14 protein-coding genes and 1 pseudogene are annotated in these 15,729 nt (G+C 40.7%); 4 read left to right on the top strand and 11 right to left on the bottom strand.

Annotated elements, in window-relative coordinates; genetic code table 11:
* Nucleotide 1: 1 nt before the first annotated feature.
* A complete protein-coding gene (gene znuA, locus Q0V26_RS09865) occupies nt 2–994 on the bottom strand; it encodes a zinc ABC transporter substrate-binding protein ZnuA (protein ID WP_297481338.1) in 993 nt (330 codons plus the stop codon).
* A 162-nt stretch (nt 995–1,156) separates the two neighbouring features.
* Here znuA and znuC point away from each other — a divergent pair, with 162 nt between their 5' ends.
* Nucleotides 1,157–1,921 carry a zinc ABC transporter ATP-binding protein ZnuC gene (gene znuC, locus Q0V26_RS09860; protein WP_297481335.1) on the top strand — a complete coding sequence of 255 codons (765 nt, stop codon included), beginning with the start codon at nt 1,157–1,159 and terminating at the stop codon, nt 1,919–1,921.
* Nucleotides 1,921–2,706, top strand: coding sequence for a zinc ABC transporter permease subunit ZnuB (gene znuB, locus Q0V26_RS09855; RefSeq protein ID WP_297481333.1), 786 nt, complete (start codon nt 1,921–1,923; stop codon nt 2,704–2,706). Before znuC ends, znuB begins: the two co-directional genes overlap by 1 nt.
* Before the next feature lie 100 nt (nt 2,707–2,806).
* On the opposite strand, the gene sucD is transcribed toward znuB, so the two are convergent.
* The 8 genes from sucD to sdhC form a co-directional block, all read right to left on the bottom strand.
* Nucleotides 2,807–3,679 carry a succinate--CoA ligase subunit alpha gene (gene sucD, locus Q0V26_RS09850; RefSeq protein ID WP_297481330.1) on the bottom strand — a complete coding sequence of 291 codons (873 nt, stop codon included), beginning with the start codon at nt 3,677–3,679 and terminating at the stop codon, nt 2,807–2,809.
* A complete protein-coding gene (sucC, locus tag Q0V26_RS09845; RefSeq protein WP_297481327.1) occupies nt 3,679–4,845 on the bottom strand; it encodes an ADP-forming succinate--CoA ligase subunit beta in 1,167 nt (388 codons plus the stop codon). Before sucC ends, sucD begins: the two co-directional genes overlap by 1 nt.
* 153 nt (nt 4,846–4,998) lie before the next feature.
* Nucleotides 4,999–6,219, bottom strand: coding sequence for a 2-oxoglutarate dehydrogenase complex dihydrolipoyllysine-residue succinyltransferase (gene odhB, locus Q0V26_RS09840; RefSeq protein ID WP_297481324.1), 1,221 nt, complete (start codon nt 6,217–6,219; stop codon nt 4,999–5,001).
* A gap of 26 nt (nt 6,220–6,245) precedes the next feature.
* Nucleotides 6,246–9,077 (bottom strand): 2-oxoglutarate dehydrogenase E1 component, encoded by a 2,832-nt coding sequence (gene sucA, locus Q0V26_RS09835; protein ID WP_297481321.1) that lies wholly within the window; start codon nt 9,075–9,077, stop codon nt 6,246–6,248.
* 110 nt (nt 9,078–9,187) lie between these two features.
* Nucleotides 9,188–9,901: a succinate dehydrogenase iron-sulfur subunit gene (locus Q0V26_RS09830; protein ID WP_297481318.1), complete on the bottom strand. Its 714-nt coding sequence runs from the start codon at nt 9,899–9,901 to the stop codon at nt 9,188–9,190.
* A gap of 15 nt (nt 9,902–9,916) precedes the next feature.
* Nucleotides 9,917–11,683, bottom strand: coding sequence for a succinate dehydrogenase flavoprotein subunit (gene sdhA, locus Q0V26_RS09825; protein ID WP_297481315.1), 1,767 nt, complete (start codon nt 11,681–11,683; stop codon nt 9,917–9,919).
* Nucleotides 11,683–12,030: a succinate dehydrogenase, hydrophobic membrane anchor protein gene (gene sdhD / locus Q0V26_RS09820; RefSeq protein ID WP_297481312.1), complete on the bottom strand. Its 348-nt coding sequence runs from the start codon at nt 12,028–12,030 to the stop codon at nt 11,683–11,685. The genes sdhA and sdhD overlap by 1 nt, the downstream gene beginning before the upstream one ends.
* Nucleotides 12,024–12,434 (bottom strand): succinate dehydrogenase cytochrome b556 subunit, encoded by a 411-nt coding sequence (sdhC, locus tag Q0V26_RS09815; protein ID WP_297481309.1) that lies wholly within the window; start codon nt 12,432–12,434, stop codon nt 12,024–12,026. Before sdhC ends, sdhD begins: the two co-directional genes overlap by 7 nt.
* 380 nt (nt 12,435–12,814) lie before the next feature.
* Here sdhC and Q0V26_RS09810 point away from each other — a divergent pair, with 380 nt between their 5' ends.
* Nucleotides 12,815–14,104 carry a citrate synthase gene (locus Q0V26_RS09810; RefSeq protein ID WP_297481306.1) on the top strand — a complete coding sequence of 430 codons (1,290 nt, stop codon included), beginning with the start codon at nt 12,815–12,817 and terminating at the stop codon, nt 14,102–14,104.
* A 101-nt stretch (nt 14,105–14,205) separates the two neighbouring features.
* On the opposite strand, the gene Q0V26_RS09805 is transcribed toward Q0V26_RS09810, so the two are convergent.
* Together Q0V26_RS09805 and Q0V26_RS09800 are read right to left on the bottom strand one after the other, a co-directional pair.
* Nucleotides 14,206–14,964, bottom strand: coding sequence for a Nif3-like dinuclear metal center hexameric protein (locus Q0V26_RS09805; protein WP_297481303.1), 759 nt, complete (start codon nt 14,962–14,964; stop codon nt 14,206–14,208).
* A gap of 185 nt (nt 14,965–15,149) precedes the next feature.
* Nucleotides 15,150–15,353: a DUF2517 family protein gene (locus Q0V26_RS09800; protein WP_297481300.1), complete on the bottom strand. Its 204-nt coding sequence runs from the start codon at nt 15,351–15,353 to the stop codon at nt 15,150–15,152.
* 126 nt (nt 15,354–15,479) lie between these two features.
* Here Q0V26_RS09800 and Q0V26_RS09795 point away from each other — a divergent pair.
* Nucleotides 15,480–15,729, top strand: a pseudogene (locus tag Q0V26_RS09795) (hypothetical protein); the annotation flags it as partial.

Below are 15,729 nucleotides of genomic sequence, written 5' to 3'. Positions count from 1 at the left end.
ATTAATTAAGACACTTACTAAACCGTTGTCCAAGTTCATTAAGAAAGCGGACATATCCTCCCTTGCCCTCAACGATATCGGTAGCCATTGGGTCAAGAGTCCCTATTTTTACATTCGTTCCTTTGGTTACAGACTCCACAACAGCGGGCGAAAATTGTGGCTCGCTGAAGACACAATACGCTTGGTTATTTTTTAATGCTTCACGAATAGATAACAATGTCTTAGCGCCTGGGCGACGATCGGGTTCAACCGTAAAATGACCTAAATTATCTAATTTAAACTGTTGTTCAAAATAGCCATAACCATCATGAAAAACATAATAACCTTTATCACTTAACGGTTTTAACTGTTTATTAAGCTGAGCAACCGCTAACTGAACATCTGTTGTGAATGTAGAAAGATTAGCTGTATATGTGGTTTTATGCAATGGATCATACTTGATCAATGCCTTAGTTATGACATTTGCTGCCTGCACAGCTTGATCTGGACCTAACCATAAATGTGGATCAATACCATGATGGTGATGATGATGTCCTTCATGTTCATGCCCTTCATGTTCATGCCCCTCATGCTCATGCTCATGCTCATGCTCATGCTCATGCTCATGCTCATGCTCATGCTCATGCTCATCATGATCTTGTTTTTCTTCAGAATAATAACGATAGTTAATGCCATCTTGCTGGCTTAATGCAATATTTTCAGGCTTTGATGCCATAGTTTTGGTTAAGAATGACTCTAATTCAGGTCCAACCCAAACCACAAGATCCGCTTGTTTAAGCTTTTTAATATCAGAAGGACGTAATGCATAATCATGAGGCGACGCGCCTAACGGAATAACAAATTCGCTAGTCGCAACACCTTGAGTTAACTCGCTGACAATCAGATTTAGTGGCTTAACAGTAGTAACCACATTAAAGGTATCAGAAGCCAATGCAGAACCTGACATAACAATAGCAGTAGCAGTAGCACAACATAACGAGCTTAAACGATGCATGATTTTTCCTATAAAAATATAAAGCAGCAAAAATTATTGATTATCAGCAAAGAATTTTTCTCAATTGGCTATAATCGGCGTGTATTAACAGTAACACATCTAAAACGGAGATGTTATAATATAACATAACATTTTGACAAACTCTTATTTTAAGCTCGCTTTATGACAACATTAGTAGAATTACAATCACTCACAGTGGCCTTCTCTGGACGTAATGTTTTAGATAATGTTGCACTCAAATTAGAGCGTGGTGAAATCACAACCCTTATTGGCCCTAATGGTGCAGGCAAATCCACCTTGGTTAAAGTGATCACAGGATTACAAAAACCAACATTGGGGAAAGTCATCCGTCAGAAAGGACTACGGATTGGTTATGTACCGCAAAAAATTCACCTTAACAACACCTTACCCCTTTCTGTCGATCGATTTATGCGTCTAGCTGGACGTTATTCACTGGCACAACGTCATGAAGCATTGGCCATGGTTAATGGTATGCACTTGATGGAAAGTGACATGCACCGTTTATCTGGTGGTGAAATGCAACGGGTATTATTAGCTCGAGCATTACTTCAAAAACCGGATTTACTGGTCTTAGATGAACCGGTTCAAGGGGTTGATGTAACAGGTCAATTAGAGCTTTATCGCTTAATTCAGCAATTACGTGATTTACTCAATTGTGCAATATTAATGGTTTCACATGATCTTCATCTGGTCATGGCAAAAACTGATAACGTAATCTGTTTACAGCACCATATCTGTTGCTCAGGTAGTCCCTTTAGTGTTACCAACCATCCTAAATACATTGCGTTATTTGGCCGTCAAGCCAGCGATCAACTAGCGTTATACCAACACCAACATAATCACCGACACGATGATTCAACAACACCCTCAACATGCTGTAATAATCATCAGGATAATAATAAATAATGATTGAGTTTCTACTTCCCGCATTAATTGCAGGTATTGGGATTGCCCTTTTAGCCGGCCCGCTAGGTTCCTTTGTAGTATGGCGTAAAATGGCTTATTTCGGTGATACGCTTTCACATGCATCATTACTGGGAATTGCTTTAGGCTTTTTATTTAATATCAACTTAAACCTTGCGTTAATTATTTGTTGTTTGGTATTAGCGGTTATTTTGGTGACATTACAAAAACAACGTTATGTCGCAACCGACACGTTACTGGGTATACTCGCCCATAGTGCGTTATCACTCGGTTTAGTTGCGGTGAGCTTTTTAGATAATGTTCGTATTGATTTAATGGCCTATTTATTTGGTGATTTATTGGCAGTTACTACTACAGATTTAATGTGGATTTATGGCGGCGGTGCTATCGTGTTAGCCTTACTTATTTATCTGTGGCGACCATTATTGTCAATGACCATCAGCGAAGAAATGGCGCAAGTTGAAGGCGTAAATGTTGATCTAATGCGATTATTATTAATGCTAATGGTTGGTATGGTGATTGCGGTAGCGATGAAATTTGTTGGCGCATTAATTATCACCTCACTATTAATTATTCCAGCAGCAACGGCACGTCGTTTTGCACATAGTCCAGAAGCGATGGCGGTAATTGCTTCTATTATTGGTTCAATTTCCGTGGTAATAGGGTTAGCAATGTCATGGTATTATGATACACCAGCAGGTCCTTCAGTTGTGGTATCCGCAGCAGCATTATTTATGCTAAGTCAATTTAAGCCCGCTCGACGTTAACAGTATTTATTACAAAATTTGCAAATAAAAAACCCGCTGCACATCTGTTTGTGAGCGGGTTTTTATACAATATATGAATCAACTAAGCATCTACGTTAACTTACCAACCTGTCACTTCACGTAATGCCTTACCGATATCAGCCAAACTTTGCACGGTTTTCACACCTGCGGCTTCAAGGGCAGCAAATTTTTCTTCTGCCGTCCCTTTTCCACCCGAAATAATTGCACCAGCATGACCCATACGTTTACCTGCAGGTGCAGTAACACCGGCGATATATGACACTACTGGTTTCGTTATATTAGTTTTAATATAAGCCGCCGCTTCTTCTTCAGCAGTACCACCGATCTCTCCAATCATTACAATGGCTTCTGTCGCTGGATCTTTTTCAAACATATCAAGAATATCAATGAAGTTTGATCCAGGAATAGGATCGCCACCAATACCAACACACGTTGACTGACCAAAGCCTTCATCAGTTGTTTGTTTCACTGCTTCATAAGTTAATGTACCTGAACGTGAAACAATACCTACTTTACCTGCTTTATGAATATGACCTGGCATGATCCCAATCTTACACTCATCAGGTGTAATAATACCTGGGCAGTTAGGACCGATCATACGTACGCCTTTAGCATCTAAACGTACTTTCACATCCAACATATCCAACGTTGGAATGCCTTCGGTAATGGTAACGATGAGTTCAATACCTGCATCAATAGCTTCTAAAATCGCATCTTTACAAAAAGGGGCTGGCACATAAATAACGGTCGCGGTTGCCCCTGTTGCTTTCACTGCATCACGAACAGTATTAAACACCGGCAAGCCTAAATGTGTAGTACCACCTTTACCAGGGGAAACACCACCCACTAATTGCGTGCCGTAAGCTAATGCTTGTTCTGAATGAAATGTCCCTTGTCCACCAGTAAAACCTTGGCAAATAACCTTGGTATTTTTATTAATAAGTATCGACATTATTTACCCTCCGCAGCAGCAACAACTTTTTCAGCGGCTTCTGTTAGCGAAGTGGCAGCAATAATATTGAGACCACTATCAGCTAATTTAGCAGTACCAACTTCCGCATTATTACCTTCAAGACGTACCACAACCGGTACTTTTACACCTACTTCTGCAATAGCACCAATAACACCGTCAGCAATTAAATCACACCGTACAATACCGCCAAAAATATTTACTAAGACAGCTTTAACATTGTTGTCTGAAAGAATAATTTTAAACGCTTCTGTAACACGTTCTTTAGTTGCACCGCCACCTACATCTAAAAAATTAGCCGGGTGACCACCATGAAGATTAACAATATCCATGGTTCCCATTGCTAATCCAGCACCATTGACCATGCAGCCAATACTGCCATCAAGGGCAACGTAATTAAGTTCCCATTGTGCCGCGTGAGCTTCGCGCTCATCTTCTTGTGAAGCATCATGCATCTGACGTAATTTAGGTTGGCGATATAGTGCATTTGCATCCACATTAACTTTACCATCAAGACAAACTAAGATGCCTTCATCTGTAATAATTAGTGGATTCACTTCAAGTAGTGCTAAATCACACTCAGCAAACATAGTGCCAAGCCCTAAGAAAATACGTGTAAACTGCTTAACTTGATCACCTTGCAGGCCTAATTTAAAGGCTAATTCGCGCCCCTGATAAGGTTGTGGTCCAACTAAAGGATCTATCGCCGCTTTATGGATTAAATGTGGCGTTTCTTGTGCGACTTTTTCAATCTCCACACCACCTTCTGTCGATGCCATGAAAACAATACGTTGTGAACTACGGTCAACTACTGCACCTAAATATAATTCAGTTGCAATGCTAGATGCCGCTTCTACTAATACTTTAGTGACAGGTTGACCTGCAGCATCTGTTTGGTAAGTCACTAAATTTTTGCCTAACCAATGTTGAGCAAATTGCTTAATGCCTTCTTTATTATCATGTAGCTCAACACCACCAGCCTTACCTCGGCCACCAGCATGGACTTGACATTTTACCACCCATTTTTCACCGCCAATTTTACCTGTCGCCGCGGCTGCTTCTTGTGGGGTATCACAAGCATAGCCGTCGGGTACTGGTAAACCATATTCAGCGAATAGTTGTTTTGCTTGGTACTCGTGCAAATTCATAATGTTCTATCCGTTTTTATCCCTTTGGGACTCGTTAAATCCATTTGAGGTATTCTTTGATACCTCTTCATCATTGCGTTATTTTTACTGTTTCCCATTATAGGAAGAACGTTAACCAAATAATGAGCACTTATTCGGTTAACGATATAATAGTTATACGTCCAGTAATAAACGTGTTGGATCTTCAAGTAACTCTTTAATTGTCACTAAATAACCCACTGATTCGCGACCATCAACTAAACGATGATCATAAGAAAGCGCAAGGTACATCATAGGTAGAATTTCAACTTGACCATTAACCGCCATTGGACGATCTTGGATTTTATGCATACCTAAGATTGCAGCTTGTGGCGGGTTAATAATTGGCGTTGACATTAACGAACCAAATACACCGCCGTTAGTAATGGTAAAATTACCGCCAATAAGATCATCAACCGTTAATTTGCCATCACGGCCTTTAATGGCTAAGTCACGAATCCCTTTTTCAATCTCCGCTAAACTTAACTTATCACAATCTCGTAACACAGGGGTAACTAAACCGCGTGGTGTTGAGACCGCAATGCTAATATCAAAGAAATTATGATAAACAATGTCATCACCATCAATCGATGCATTTACTTCAGGGTAACGTTTTAATGCTTCAACAACCGCTTTAACATAGAACGACATAAAACCAAGACGAATATCGTGGCGCTGCTCAAACACATCTTTATATTGTTTACGCAGATCCATAATTGGCTTCATATTAACTTCATTAAATGTCGTTAACATAGCTGTACTGTTTTTCGCTTCCAGCAAACGTTCAGCAACGCGCTTACGTAATCGCGTCATTGGTACACGCTTTTCACTGCGGTGCGCTAAAGGCAATTCATGCTCAATTTTCGCTTCCACCGTTTTAGGAGTCGCTGCAACAGCTACAATATTTTTTAAATAAGTATCAACATCTTCACGAGTAATACGGCCACCAACACCTGTGCCTTTTACTTTTTCAGCAGCCACACCATGTTCACTTAATAAACGACGTACAGCTGGGCTTAATGCTTCAGTATTTTCTTCATTTAATGATGCGGTATTACGTTTATTTGGTGATGATTCAGCATCAGCAAGTACATCTAATGTTGGCTCACCTGCAACTGCATTAACTTTGATTTTACCAATCAGTTGCTTGGTTAATACCGTTGTGCCTTCAATTTCAAAAATAGCTTCTAATATGCCATCTTCTGGGGCTGGAACTTCAAGTACAACTTTATCAGTTTCAATATCAACCAAGACCTCATCACGAGTAACAGTGTCACCGGGTTGTTTATGCCATGTGGCTACAGTTGCATCAGCAACAGATTCCGGAAGGTCAGGAACCAGAATTTCGATTGTCATATTGGTATTGTCCTTTTGTTCTCGTTCTAATTATTAGAATGGTCTTGAGATTCAATAGTTAATGCGTCTTCAACTAGCGCTTTTTGTTGTTTCAAATGTACTGACATATACCCTACCGCAGGTGACGCTGATGCAGGACGCCCTGCATAACGTAACAGCGACCCAGCAGGTAATGCAGAATAGAAGTTATGCTGACTAGAATACCATGCCCCTTGGTTTTGAGGCTCTTCCTGACACCAAACGAAATCTGTTACGTGTTGATAATTAGCAATAGCCGCTTCAACATCTTCTTTCGGGAAAGGATACAGCTGTTCAATCCGCACAATGGCAACATTTGTTTGTTCTTTTTTACGGCGCTGCTCTAGCAAATCGTAATACACTTTACCTGAACAAAAGACCACACGTTGTACATCTTGAGCAGGTAAAGCATCAATCTCACCAATCGCAGCTAAGAAAGTACCATTCGCAAGTTCATCTAATGTTGAGGTACACAATGGATGACGCAACAACGACTTAGGTGACATCACAATTAATGGGCGGCGCATTGGACGTACAACTTGGCGTCGAATCATATGATAAACTTGGGCTGGCGTTGACGGCACAACCACTTGCATATTTTGTTCCGCACATAATTGCAAATAACGTTCAAGACGTGCAGATGAATGCTCTGGACCTTGGCCTTCATAACCATGTGGCAGTAGCATGGTTAAACCACACATACGTCCCCATTTTTGTTCACCCGAACTAATAAATTGGTCCACTACGACTTGAGCACCATTGGCAAAATCACCAAATTGTGCTTCCCAGATGGTTAAACCACTTGGTTCTGCGGTTGCATAACCATATTCAAATGCTAATACCGCTTCTTCAGATAACACTGAATCAATCACTTCAAATGGCCCTTGACCATTATGAATATGGGTTAGCGGAATATAAGTACTGGCATCTTCTTGATTATGTAACACAGCGTGGCGATGGAAGAACGTACCACGACCAGAATCTTGACCTGTAATACGGATTCGATGGCCATCATCAACCAATGTTGCATAAGCTAAATTTTCAGCCATACCCCAATCAATGGCTTTTTCACCGGCAATCATCGCTAAACGGTCGGTATAGATTTTTTGGACTCGGCTCTGCAATTGGTGACTGGTTGGATGCTGACATAAGCGTTTGCCTAGCTCTTGTAAACGCTGCTCATCAATTTTACTCTTCCAGTCAACTGTCCAATCGTGACCTAAGTATGGTGCCCAATCAACTGAGTGCAGTTTCATTGGTCGCCATTCTTTGACCACACACTCACCGCGATCTAATGCATCACGATATTCATTCACTAAACCTGTTGCGATATCTAATCCAAACACACCAATATCAGTTAAATAATCGGCATACAATTTACGTGGCGTAGGATGTTTTTTGATTTTTTGGTACATCAACGGCTGCGTAGCGTTGGGTTCATCAGCTTCGTTATGACCATGACGGCGATAACATACTAAATCAATCACCACATCACGTTTAAACTCATGACGATAATCAAACGCCAGTCGAGTAACAAAAGCAACCGCTTCAGGATCATCCGCATTTACGTGGAAAATAGGCGCCTGTACCATTTTAGCGATATCAGTACAGTATTCTGTTGAGCGAGTATCTTGAGGATTTGATGTCGTGAAACCCACTTGGTTATTGATAACAATACGTACTGTACCACCAACACTATAACCACGCGCTTGTGACATATTAAAGGTTTCAGCAACAACACCTTGACCCGCAATAGCTGAGTCACCATGAATGGTAATAGGTAATACTTTATCACCAGTATCATCACCTAAACGATCTTGACGAGCGCGTACTGAACCAACAACAACAGGGTTTACAATTTCAAGATGCGATGGGTTAAAAGCAAGCGCAAGATGCACATCACCACCAGGGGTTGCAAAATCGGCAGAGAAACCTTGATGATATTTCACATCACCCGTCCCCCAACTTTCACCATGCTTACCTGCAAACTCATCAAATAAATCTTGCGGCTTTTTACCTAATACGTTAACTAACATATTCAAGCGACCACGGTGAGCCATACCCACCACCACTTCACGAACACCTTGTGAACCCGCATGACGAATCAACTCTTTCATCATCGGGATCATGGCGTCGCCACCTTCTAACGAGAAACGCTTTGCACCAGGGAATTTTGCGCCTAAATAGCGCTCAAGACCTTCGGCTGCGGTTAACTCATCAAGAAAACACAATTGTTCATCGGTAGTAAAAGAACCTGTCCCCATCACCGATTCAAGTCGTTGTTGAATCCAACGTTTTTCTTCGGTGTCAGTAATATGCATATATTCAGCACCAATTGACCCACAATAGGTCTTTTTAAGGGCTGCATATATTTCACTGAGTTTCATGGTCTCTTGACCAACGGCAAACGAACCAACATTGAATGTTTCATTGAAATCATCGGCGGTTAGCGAGTGGAATTCAGGATCGAGATCAGCAACATGATCACGTTGCCATAACCCTAATGGATCAAGATTTGCGTTTTGGTGGCCTCTAAAACGGTAAGCATTGATTAACTGTAAAACTTTAACTTGTTTTGCATCAACGTCAGGATCATTAACAACAGCACTTAAGAAATGGTTTTCTTTTGCTAATCGTCGAAAATAATCACGAACACGAGAGTGAGGCTGCTCAATAACCATGTCATTAACAACAGGCAAATTAACAAACACCTCTTGCCATTGGGTATCAACTGATTCTGGATCGCTAAGATACAACTCGTAAAGATCTTCTATATAAGTTGCGTTGGCGCCAGCTAAATGTGAAGACTCAAGCCATGCCTTCATAACGCTATTCTGCATTATTTTCCCTTAACTACTGATTTATCGCCATAGGCATCGGTCTAATACCGAGCATTCCGGTTAGTGGTCAATATTTGCTTAATATTGAACCACTAACATATCGATATTTTTTAGACTGCTCGTTTAAGCAGCATTGATTTTATATGTCCAATCGCTTTGGTCGGATTTAGTCCCTTCGGACAAACATTTACACAGTTCATTATGCCATGACAACGAAAAACACTAAATGCATCGTCAAGTTCTGATAATCGTTGATCAGTCGCGGTATCACGACTATCAATTAACCATCGATAAGCTGCTAGTAACCCCGCTGGACCAATAAACTTATCTGGGTTCCACCAGAACGATGGACATGCGGTTGAACAACAAGCGCACATAATACATTCGTATAAGCCATCTAACTGCTCACGATCCTCTGGTGCTTGCAAATTTTCTCTTGCCGGCGGTAGAGTGGTATCATCAATTAGGAATGGTTTTACTTTTGCATAATTGCTGTAGAACTGTTCCATATCAATAATCAAATCACGTATCACAGGTAACCCTGGTAACGGACGAATGACAATCTCACTGGTATTGATTAACGCTGATAACGGTGTAATACATGCTAATCCATTTTTGCCGTTCATGTTAATGCCATCAGAGCCACACACTCCTTCACGGCAAGAACGACGAAAAGACAAGCTAGCATCTTGTTCTTTAAGTAAAATCAACGCATCTAATACCATCATATCTGAGCCGTCAGGTACATCAAGCAGATAATCTTGCATATACGGAACATCATCAGCATCTGGGTTGTAACGGTAAATTGAAAAATTCAGTTTCATCGAGGTGATCTCCCGTTAATAAACACGCGCTTTGGGCGGAAACGCTTCACGATGAATCGGCGCCATATTGACATCACGTTTCGTCATCGCTTCTGTTTCTGGATTATAAATAGAATGGCATAACCAATTTGCATCATCGCGATCAGGAAAATCAAATCGAGCATGAGCACCACGACTTTCAGTACGGTAATTAGCGGCAATGGCTGTTGCCATTGCGGTTTCCATGAGATTATCTAGCTCTAAACACTCAATACGCTGAGTATTAAACTCCGTTGAAGTGTCATCTAATCGTGCATGCTGTAGGCGCTCACGAATAGCTTTAAGCTCTTCCAAACCTGTCGCCATAGCCTCACCCTCTCTAAATACCGAGAAGTTATTTTGCATACACGCTTGCAGGTCTTTACGAATTTGAACAGGATCTTCGCCTTCTTGAGTATTATTCCAACGATTAAGGCGAGCAAGAGAGGCTTCAATATCAGCTTCTGTCGCAGGTTTAGCTTCGGCTTGAGCTAATAATGTATTACCTAGATGCAATCCAGTTGCGCGTCCAAACACGACTAAATCAAGTAATGAATTGCCACCTAAACGGTTAGCCCCATGCACGGATACTGATGCAATTTCACCACAGGCAAACAAACCTTGAATTTCTTCATCCGCCCCATTCGCATTTTGTTTCAATGCTTGACCAGAGACTTGTGTCGGTACGCCACCCATCATGTAATGGCAGGTTGGAATAACTGGAATCGGCTCTTTAACCGGATCAATATGGGCAAACGTGCGTGATAACTCACAAATACCCGGTAAACGCGATTCAAGTACGTCTTTACCTAAATGATCAAGTTTTAGCTTCAAGTGAGGACCCCACGGACCATCGCATCCGCGTCCTTCACGAATTTCAACCATCATCGAACGAGCCACAACATCACGACCAGCAAGATCTTTGGCATTTGGAGCATAACGTTCCATAAAGCGCTCGCCGTCTTTGTTAAGTAAATAGCCCCCTTCACCACGACAACCTTCAGTCACTAATACCCCAGCACCAGCAATACCGGTCGGATGGAATTGCCACATTTCCATATCTTGCATGGGTACACCTGCGCGTAACGCCATACCAACACCATCACCCGTATTAATGTGGGCATTAGTGGTTGATGCATAAATACGCCCCGCACCACCCGTTGCTAAAATCGTCGCTTTAGCTTTGAAATAACACACTTCACCAGTTTCCATACACAAAGCCGTGCAGCCAAGAATAACGCCATCTTCATTTTTAACTAAATCAAGTGCATACCACTCAGAAAAGATGGTCGTTTTATGCTTAATATTTTGCTGATAAAGCGTATGTAACAATGCATGACCTGTACGGTCTGCGGCCGCCGCTGTACGCGCCGCTTGCTCTCCACCAAATTCTTTTGACTGACCACCAAATGGACGCTGATAAATACTACCATCATCAAATCGAGAAAAAGGTAAGCCCATTTTTTCTAACTCAATAACTGACTTAGGTCCATTTTCACACATATATTCAATCGCATTCTGATCACCAATATAATCAGAACCTTTCACCGTATCATACATATGCCATTGCCAATTATCAGGATGAGAATTTCCTAAGGCAACCGTGATCCCTCCTTGTGCAGACACCGTATGAGAACGGGTTGGGAACACTTTTGATAACAAGGCACATTTTAAGCCTTGCTCTGATATTTGTAGTGCAGCACGCATTCCTGCACCACCAGCGCCGATAACTACGGCATCAAACTCACGAACAGCAATGCTCACTACACACCCCACACAATAAAGAAACCTGAAAATAGGTAAATAAATAGAATTGCGACAATAACGAACTGAAAACAAGCTCTTAATACTGCGGGTTTGATATAATCAGTCAGTACTTGCCATAAACCGATCCACGCATGAATTAAAATGGAGACCAAAGCTAACAGAGTAAAAACTTTAGTGGTCAGTTGCCCAAAAAATGCTTGCCACGAAACGAAGGTTATGTCGGGACCAAATGCAAAAAAACCGACTAAATAAAAGGTATACAACGTTAGAATAAGCGCCGTTGCACGAATTAAAATAAAATCATGTACCCCGTTACGCCCAACAGAAGAGACACTGGTTACCATACTAATACTCCTGCAAACACGGATAATATCGCTACAATAACAAAGCTCACTTTAGTACTAGCAAGCCCCATCTCCATGTCTTCAAAATACCCCAAATCCATCAGCAGATGGCGGATACCAAGAACGATATGGTAAAACAATGCCGTTAATATTCCCCATAATATAAATGTCACCAACCAACTATCAATAATATTGGCAGCGGTAGTAAATCCTTCGGGAGAAGACAATGACAAGTTTAAGAGCCATAATAAAATAGCGACAGCAACGAACATAATCACGCCCGATATTCGGTGCAGAATTGAAGCAATCGCCGTTAAAGGAAAGTGTATAGTTTGTAGGTTGAGATTGACTGGTCTAGACTTTTTTACTTTCACATTTTGCTCACTCAGCTTTATTAAAAGCATTTTATTTTTATTAAACTTTCTGATTGTTTCTATAGTGAGCTATCAAGAAACAGTTAAAAAATGCTACGTTACCATTAAAAGCAAAGTGTTGAGCAATATAATCGCTTTGTCTTTCAACCGCATTCCTTACGCAGTTTATTAACAACTTTTCATCTACATCACAACCAAAGATCAACGTAACTATACCTAGCGTAACATTCAAAAACAAACTCCGTTACAAGATATTACACACTAGGTTCACAAAAAAAACACAAACATAGAAAAGTTATTAACAAGCGCACATTGATGAATACAAAAATTGACAATTGCCTCACCGAGCGGTACAACAAATATACATCCGTTTCGGATTCAGGATTCTACAAATAACAAAGGAGATTGTTATGGCAGATAAGAAAGCTACTCTTCATATAGAAGGGAAAGCACCTATCGAACTGCCGATTATCGAGGGCTCAGAGGGCCAAGATGTAATCGATGTGCGAAAACTAGGCGCAAGCGGTTTTTTTACATTTGATCCGGGTTTTCTAGCGACAGCCTCATGTGAATCTCAAATCACGTATATTGATGGTGATAAAGGAATTCTGTTACACCGTGGCTTTCCTATCGATCAATTAGCGAATAATGCTGATTACTTAGAAGTTTGTTACGTTCTGCTTTATGGTGAAGTCCCTACACGTGCTGAATATGAACAATTCCGTACCACAGTTACACGACACACCATGGTTCATGAACAAATTGCAAGTTTCTTTCATGGTTTCCGCCGTGATGCCCACCCAATGGCAATTATGTGTGGTGTTGTCGGTGCATTATCAGCGTTCTACCATGATTCATTAGATATTAATAATGATCTTCACCGTGAAATAACAGCTTTTAGACTACTATCAAAAATGCCAACGCTGGCATCAATGTGTCATAAATACACCACAGGTCAGCCATTTATTTATCCGCGCAATGACCTTAATTATGCAGAAAATTTCCTGCATATGATGTTTGCTACTCCATGTGAAGAGTACGAAGTTAGCCCTGTTGTTTCACGGGCAATGGATAAAATTTTCACCCTCCATGCTGATCACGAACAAAATGCATCAACATCAACTGTCCGTTTAGCCGGTTCTTCGGGTGCGAATCCATTTGCTTGTATTGCCGCGGGTATTGCATCTCTTTGGGGTCCAGCCCACGGTGGCGCTAATGAAGCTTGTCTAAAAATGCTTGAAGAGATTGGTAGCGTAGAAAATATTCCAGAGTTTATTGAGCGCGCCAAAGATAAAGACGATCCATTCCGTTTAATGGGCTTTGGACATCGGGTATATAAAAACTATGACCCACGTGCAACAGTCATGCGTGAAGCCTGTCATGAAGTACTTGAAGAATTGAAGATTGACGATCCACTACTCGATGTAGCAATGGAGCTTGAGCGCATAGCATTGTCAGATGAATACTTTATCAGTAAGAAGCTATATCCGAATGTTGATTTCTATTCAGGTATTATTCTCAAAGCGATTGGTATTCCAGTATCAATGTTTACCGTTATTTTTGCAATATCACGTGTGATCGGCTGGATTGCGCATTGGAATGAAATGCACAGTGATCCGACGAATCGTATTGGTCGTCCACGTCAACTTTATACGGGTTATTCACAACGAGAGTTTAAACCACTCCATGAACGTGAATAATTGAAATTCGAGTAAAATAAAAAGGTTGAGACTAAAGCTCAACCTTTTTTATGATAAGCAATTACACAGATTTGAGGACAGACTCTAATCGAGAAGGCTTGCTATACCGGATTATCAATATCAATAAATTCAACCGCAATACCATGTTGTTGTGCTAACCACTCACCCAATGCTTTAACACCATAACGTTCTGTCGCATGATGCCCTGCCGCAAAGTAATGAATACCTAATTCACGCGCAATATGCGTTGTTCGTTCAGACACTTCGCCAGAAATAAACGCATCACAACCTTGTTGAACAGCAAGTTCAATATAGTCTTGACCGCCGCCAGTACACCAACCGACTTTTTTAATCAATGCTGGTGCATTATCACCAATATGTAGTGGTTCACGTTGCAGTGCCATTGCAATACGCGCTGCAAACTCTTCCCCTGTTAATGGCGTATCAAGTTCACCATAAATAGCAATTGAACGAGGGTTATTAATTTCTAATCCACCATCAATATCTAACCCGAGACGCTGCGCTAATTGAACGTTATTACCCACCTGCTGATGTACATCGAGGGGCAGATGATAGGCGTACAGATTAATTCCATTTTCAATCAATGCCTTAATACGACGATACTTCATACCTCGAATTTCAGCTGCCTCTCCTTTCCAGAAGAAACCATGATGAACTAAAATAGCATCGGCATGTTCAGCAATGGCACGATCAATCAACGCCTGACAAGCAGTAACACCTGTGATGACCTTAGTGACTTCAGTCTTACCTTCTACTTGTAATCCATTAGGACAATAATCTTTCATCAATTGTGGTGATAAAAAATCATTTAACAAAGCTTCTAATTTAAGATTATTCATTGCCCAACCTTTTTTAATAACGTTATGCTATTGACTCTACAACATCTTATTCAAAAAATATCAGCCTTTAGTGACAATCTCAATCAACAACATCAATCACTCACAATGCTTATCTTATTATAAATACAAAAAAAGCCGCCGTTGGCAGCTTTTTTAACAACAAATTGTCATACTAAATAGATCAACTAACGACGTGAAGTACCATGTTCAAGTCGTGACAACCATAATGGTTTCGTGCTCGTCTGTGACCAGCAGCGGTACATATAACTGGTAAACCGTGTACGTTTATTAATAGGAATAAAAAGCAGTACCGGGAAACAGACGAACCCTAATAAAATCGTATAAATACGACGAGAGATAATATTCGTCATTGAAAACTGGGTATACATTACTAGCTCCTGATCTTATAAACCTATTGGTACTTTAATCCAATAAATGAAAGAATACTACAGAAATTAGGTTAATAATTAGCCACCAACAACAAAGAAAACGTTTATCTTAGGAAATGTGTCAATATGTTACAGAATCACGATTTTTATCATCAAACAACGGCTGACTTTTATATGTTATTGACGATGCCTAATCTTGTGACCGCATGTGATTACGCGATGAGTAACCAATGGCTACACCAGTTTTCAAAAAATGCTATTATTCCAACCAATGTTAGCTACCATGGCAACACCCGTTTGGGGTTCTATTATCAATGGTTATGGCAACAATTAATCATTCATCATCCCGATTACAGCCTAATTGGCGAAGAAATTC

The organism is uncultured Photobacterium sp. (genome assembly GCF_947039875.1).
Taxonomy (GTDB): domain Bacteria; phylum Pseudomonadota; class Gammaproteobacteria; order Enterobacterales; family Vibrionaceae; genus Photobacterium.
The sequence above is the reverse complement of the archived record's forward strand: the minus strand, read 5'-3'. Positions and strand labels throughout refer to the sequence as shown.

What these genes read in the sequence shown, in the direction of transcription:
- sucA (WP_297481321.1), bottom strand. Translation starts at nt 9,077, where the DNA reads ATGCAGAATAGCGTTATGAAGGCATGGCTTGAGTCTTCACATTTAGCT.
- Q0V26_RS09805 (WP_297481303.1), bottom strand. Translation starts at nt 14,964, where the DNA reads ATGAATAATCTTAAATTAGAAGCTTTGTTAAATGATTTTTTATCACCA.
- odhB (WP_297481324.1), bottom strand. Translation starts at nt 6,219, where the DNA reads ATGACAATCGAAATTCTGGTTCCTGACCTTCCGGAATCTGTTGCTGAT.
- znuC (WP_297481335.1), top strand. Translation starts at nt 1,157, where the DNA reads ATGACAACATTAGTAGAATTACAATCACTCACAGTGGCCTTCTCTGGA.
- sdhC (WP_297481309.1), bottom strand. Translation starts at nt 12,434, where the DNA reads ATGCTTTTAATAAAGCTGAGTGAGCAAAATGTGAAAGTAAAAAAGTCT.
- sucC (WP_297481327.1), bottom strand. Translation starts at nt 4,845, where the DNA reads ATGAATTTGCACGAGTACCAAGCAAAACAACTATTCGCTGAATATGGT.
- Q0V26_RS09810 (WP_297481306.1), top strand. Translation starts at nt 12,815, where the DNA reads ATGGCAGATAAGAAAGCTACTCTTCATATAGAAGGGAAAGCACCTATC.
- sdhD (WP_297481312.1), bottom strand. Translation starts at nt 12,030, where the DNA reads ATGGTAACCAGTGTCTCTTCTGTTGGGCGTAACGGGGTACATGATTTT.
- znuB (WP_297481333.1), top strand. Translation starts at nt 1,921, where the DNA reads ATGATTGAGTTTCTACTTCCCGCATTAATTGCAGGTATTGGGATTGCC.
- Q0V26_RS09800 (WP_297481300.1), bottom strand. Translation starts at nt 15,353, where the DNA reads ATGTATACCCAGTTTTCAATGACGAATATTATCTCTCGTCGTATTTAT.
- sucD (WP_297481330.1), bottom strand. Translation starts at nt 3,679, where the DNA reads ATGTCGATACTTATTAATAAAAATACCAAGGTTATTTGCCAAGGTTTT.
- znuA (WP_297481338.1), bottom strand. Translation starts at nt 994, where the DNA reads ATGCATCGTTTAAGCTCGTTATGTTGTGCTACTGCTACTGCTATTGTT.
- Q0V26_RS09830 (WP_297481318.1), bottom strand. Translation starts at nt 9,901, where the DNA reads ATGAAACTGAATTTTTCAATTTACCGTTACAACCCAGATGCTGATGAT.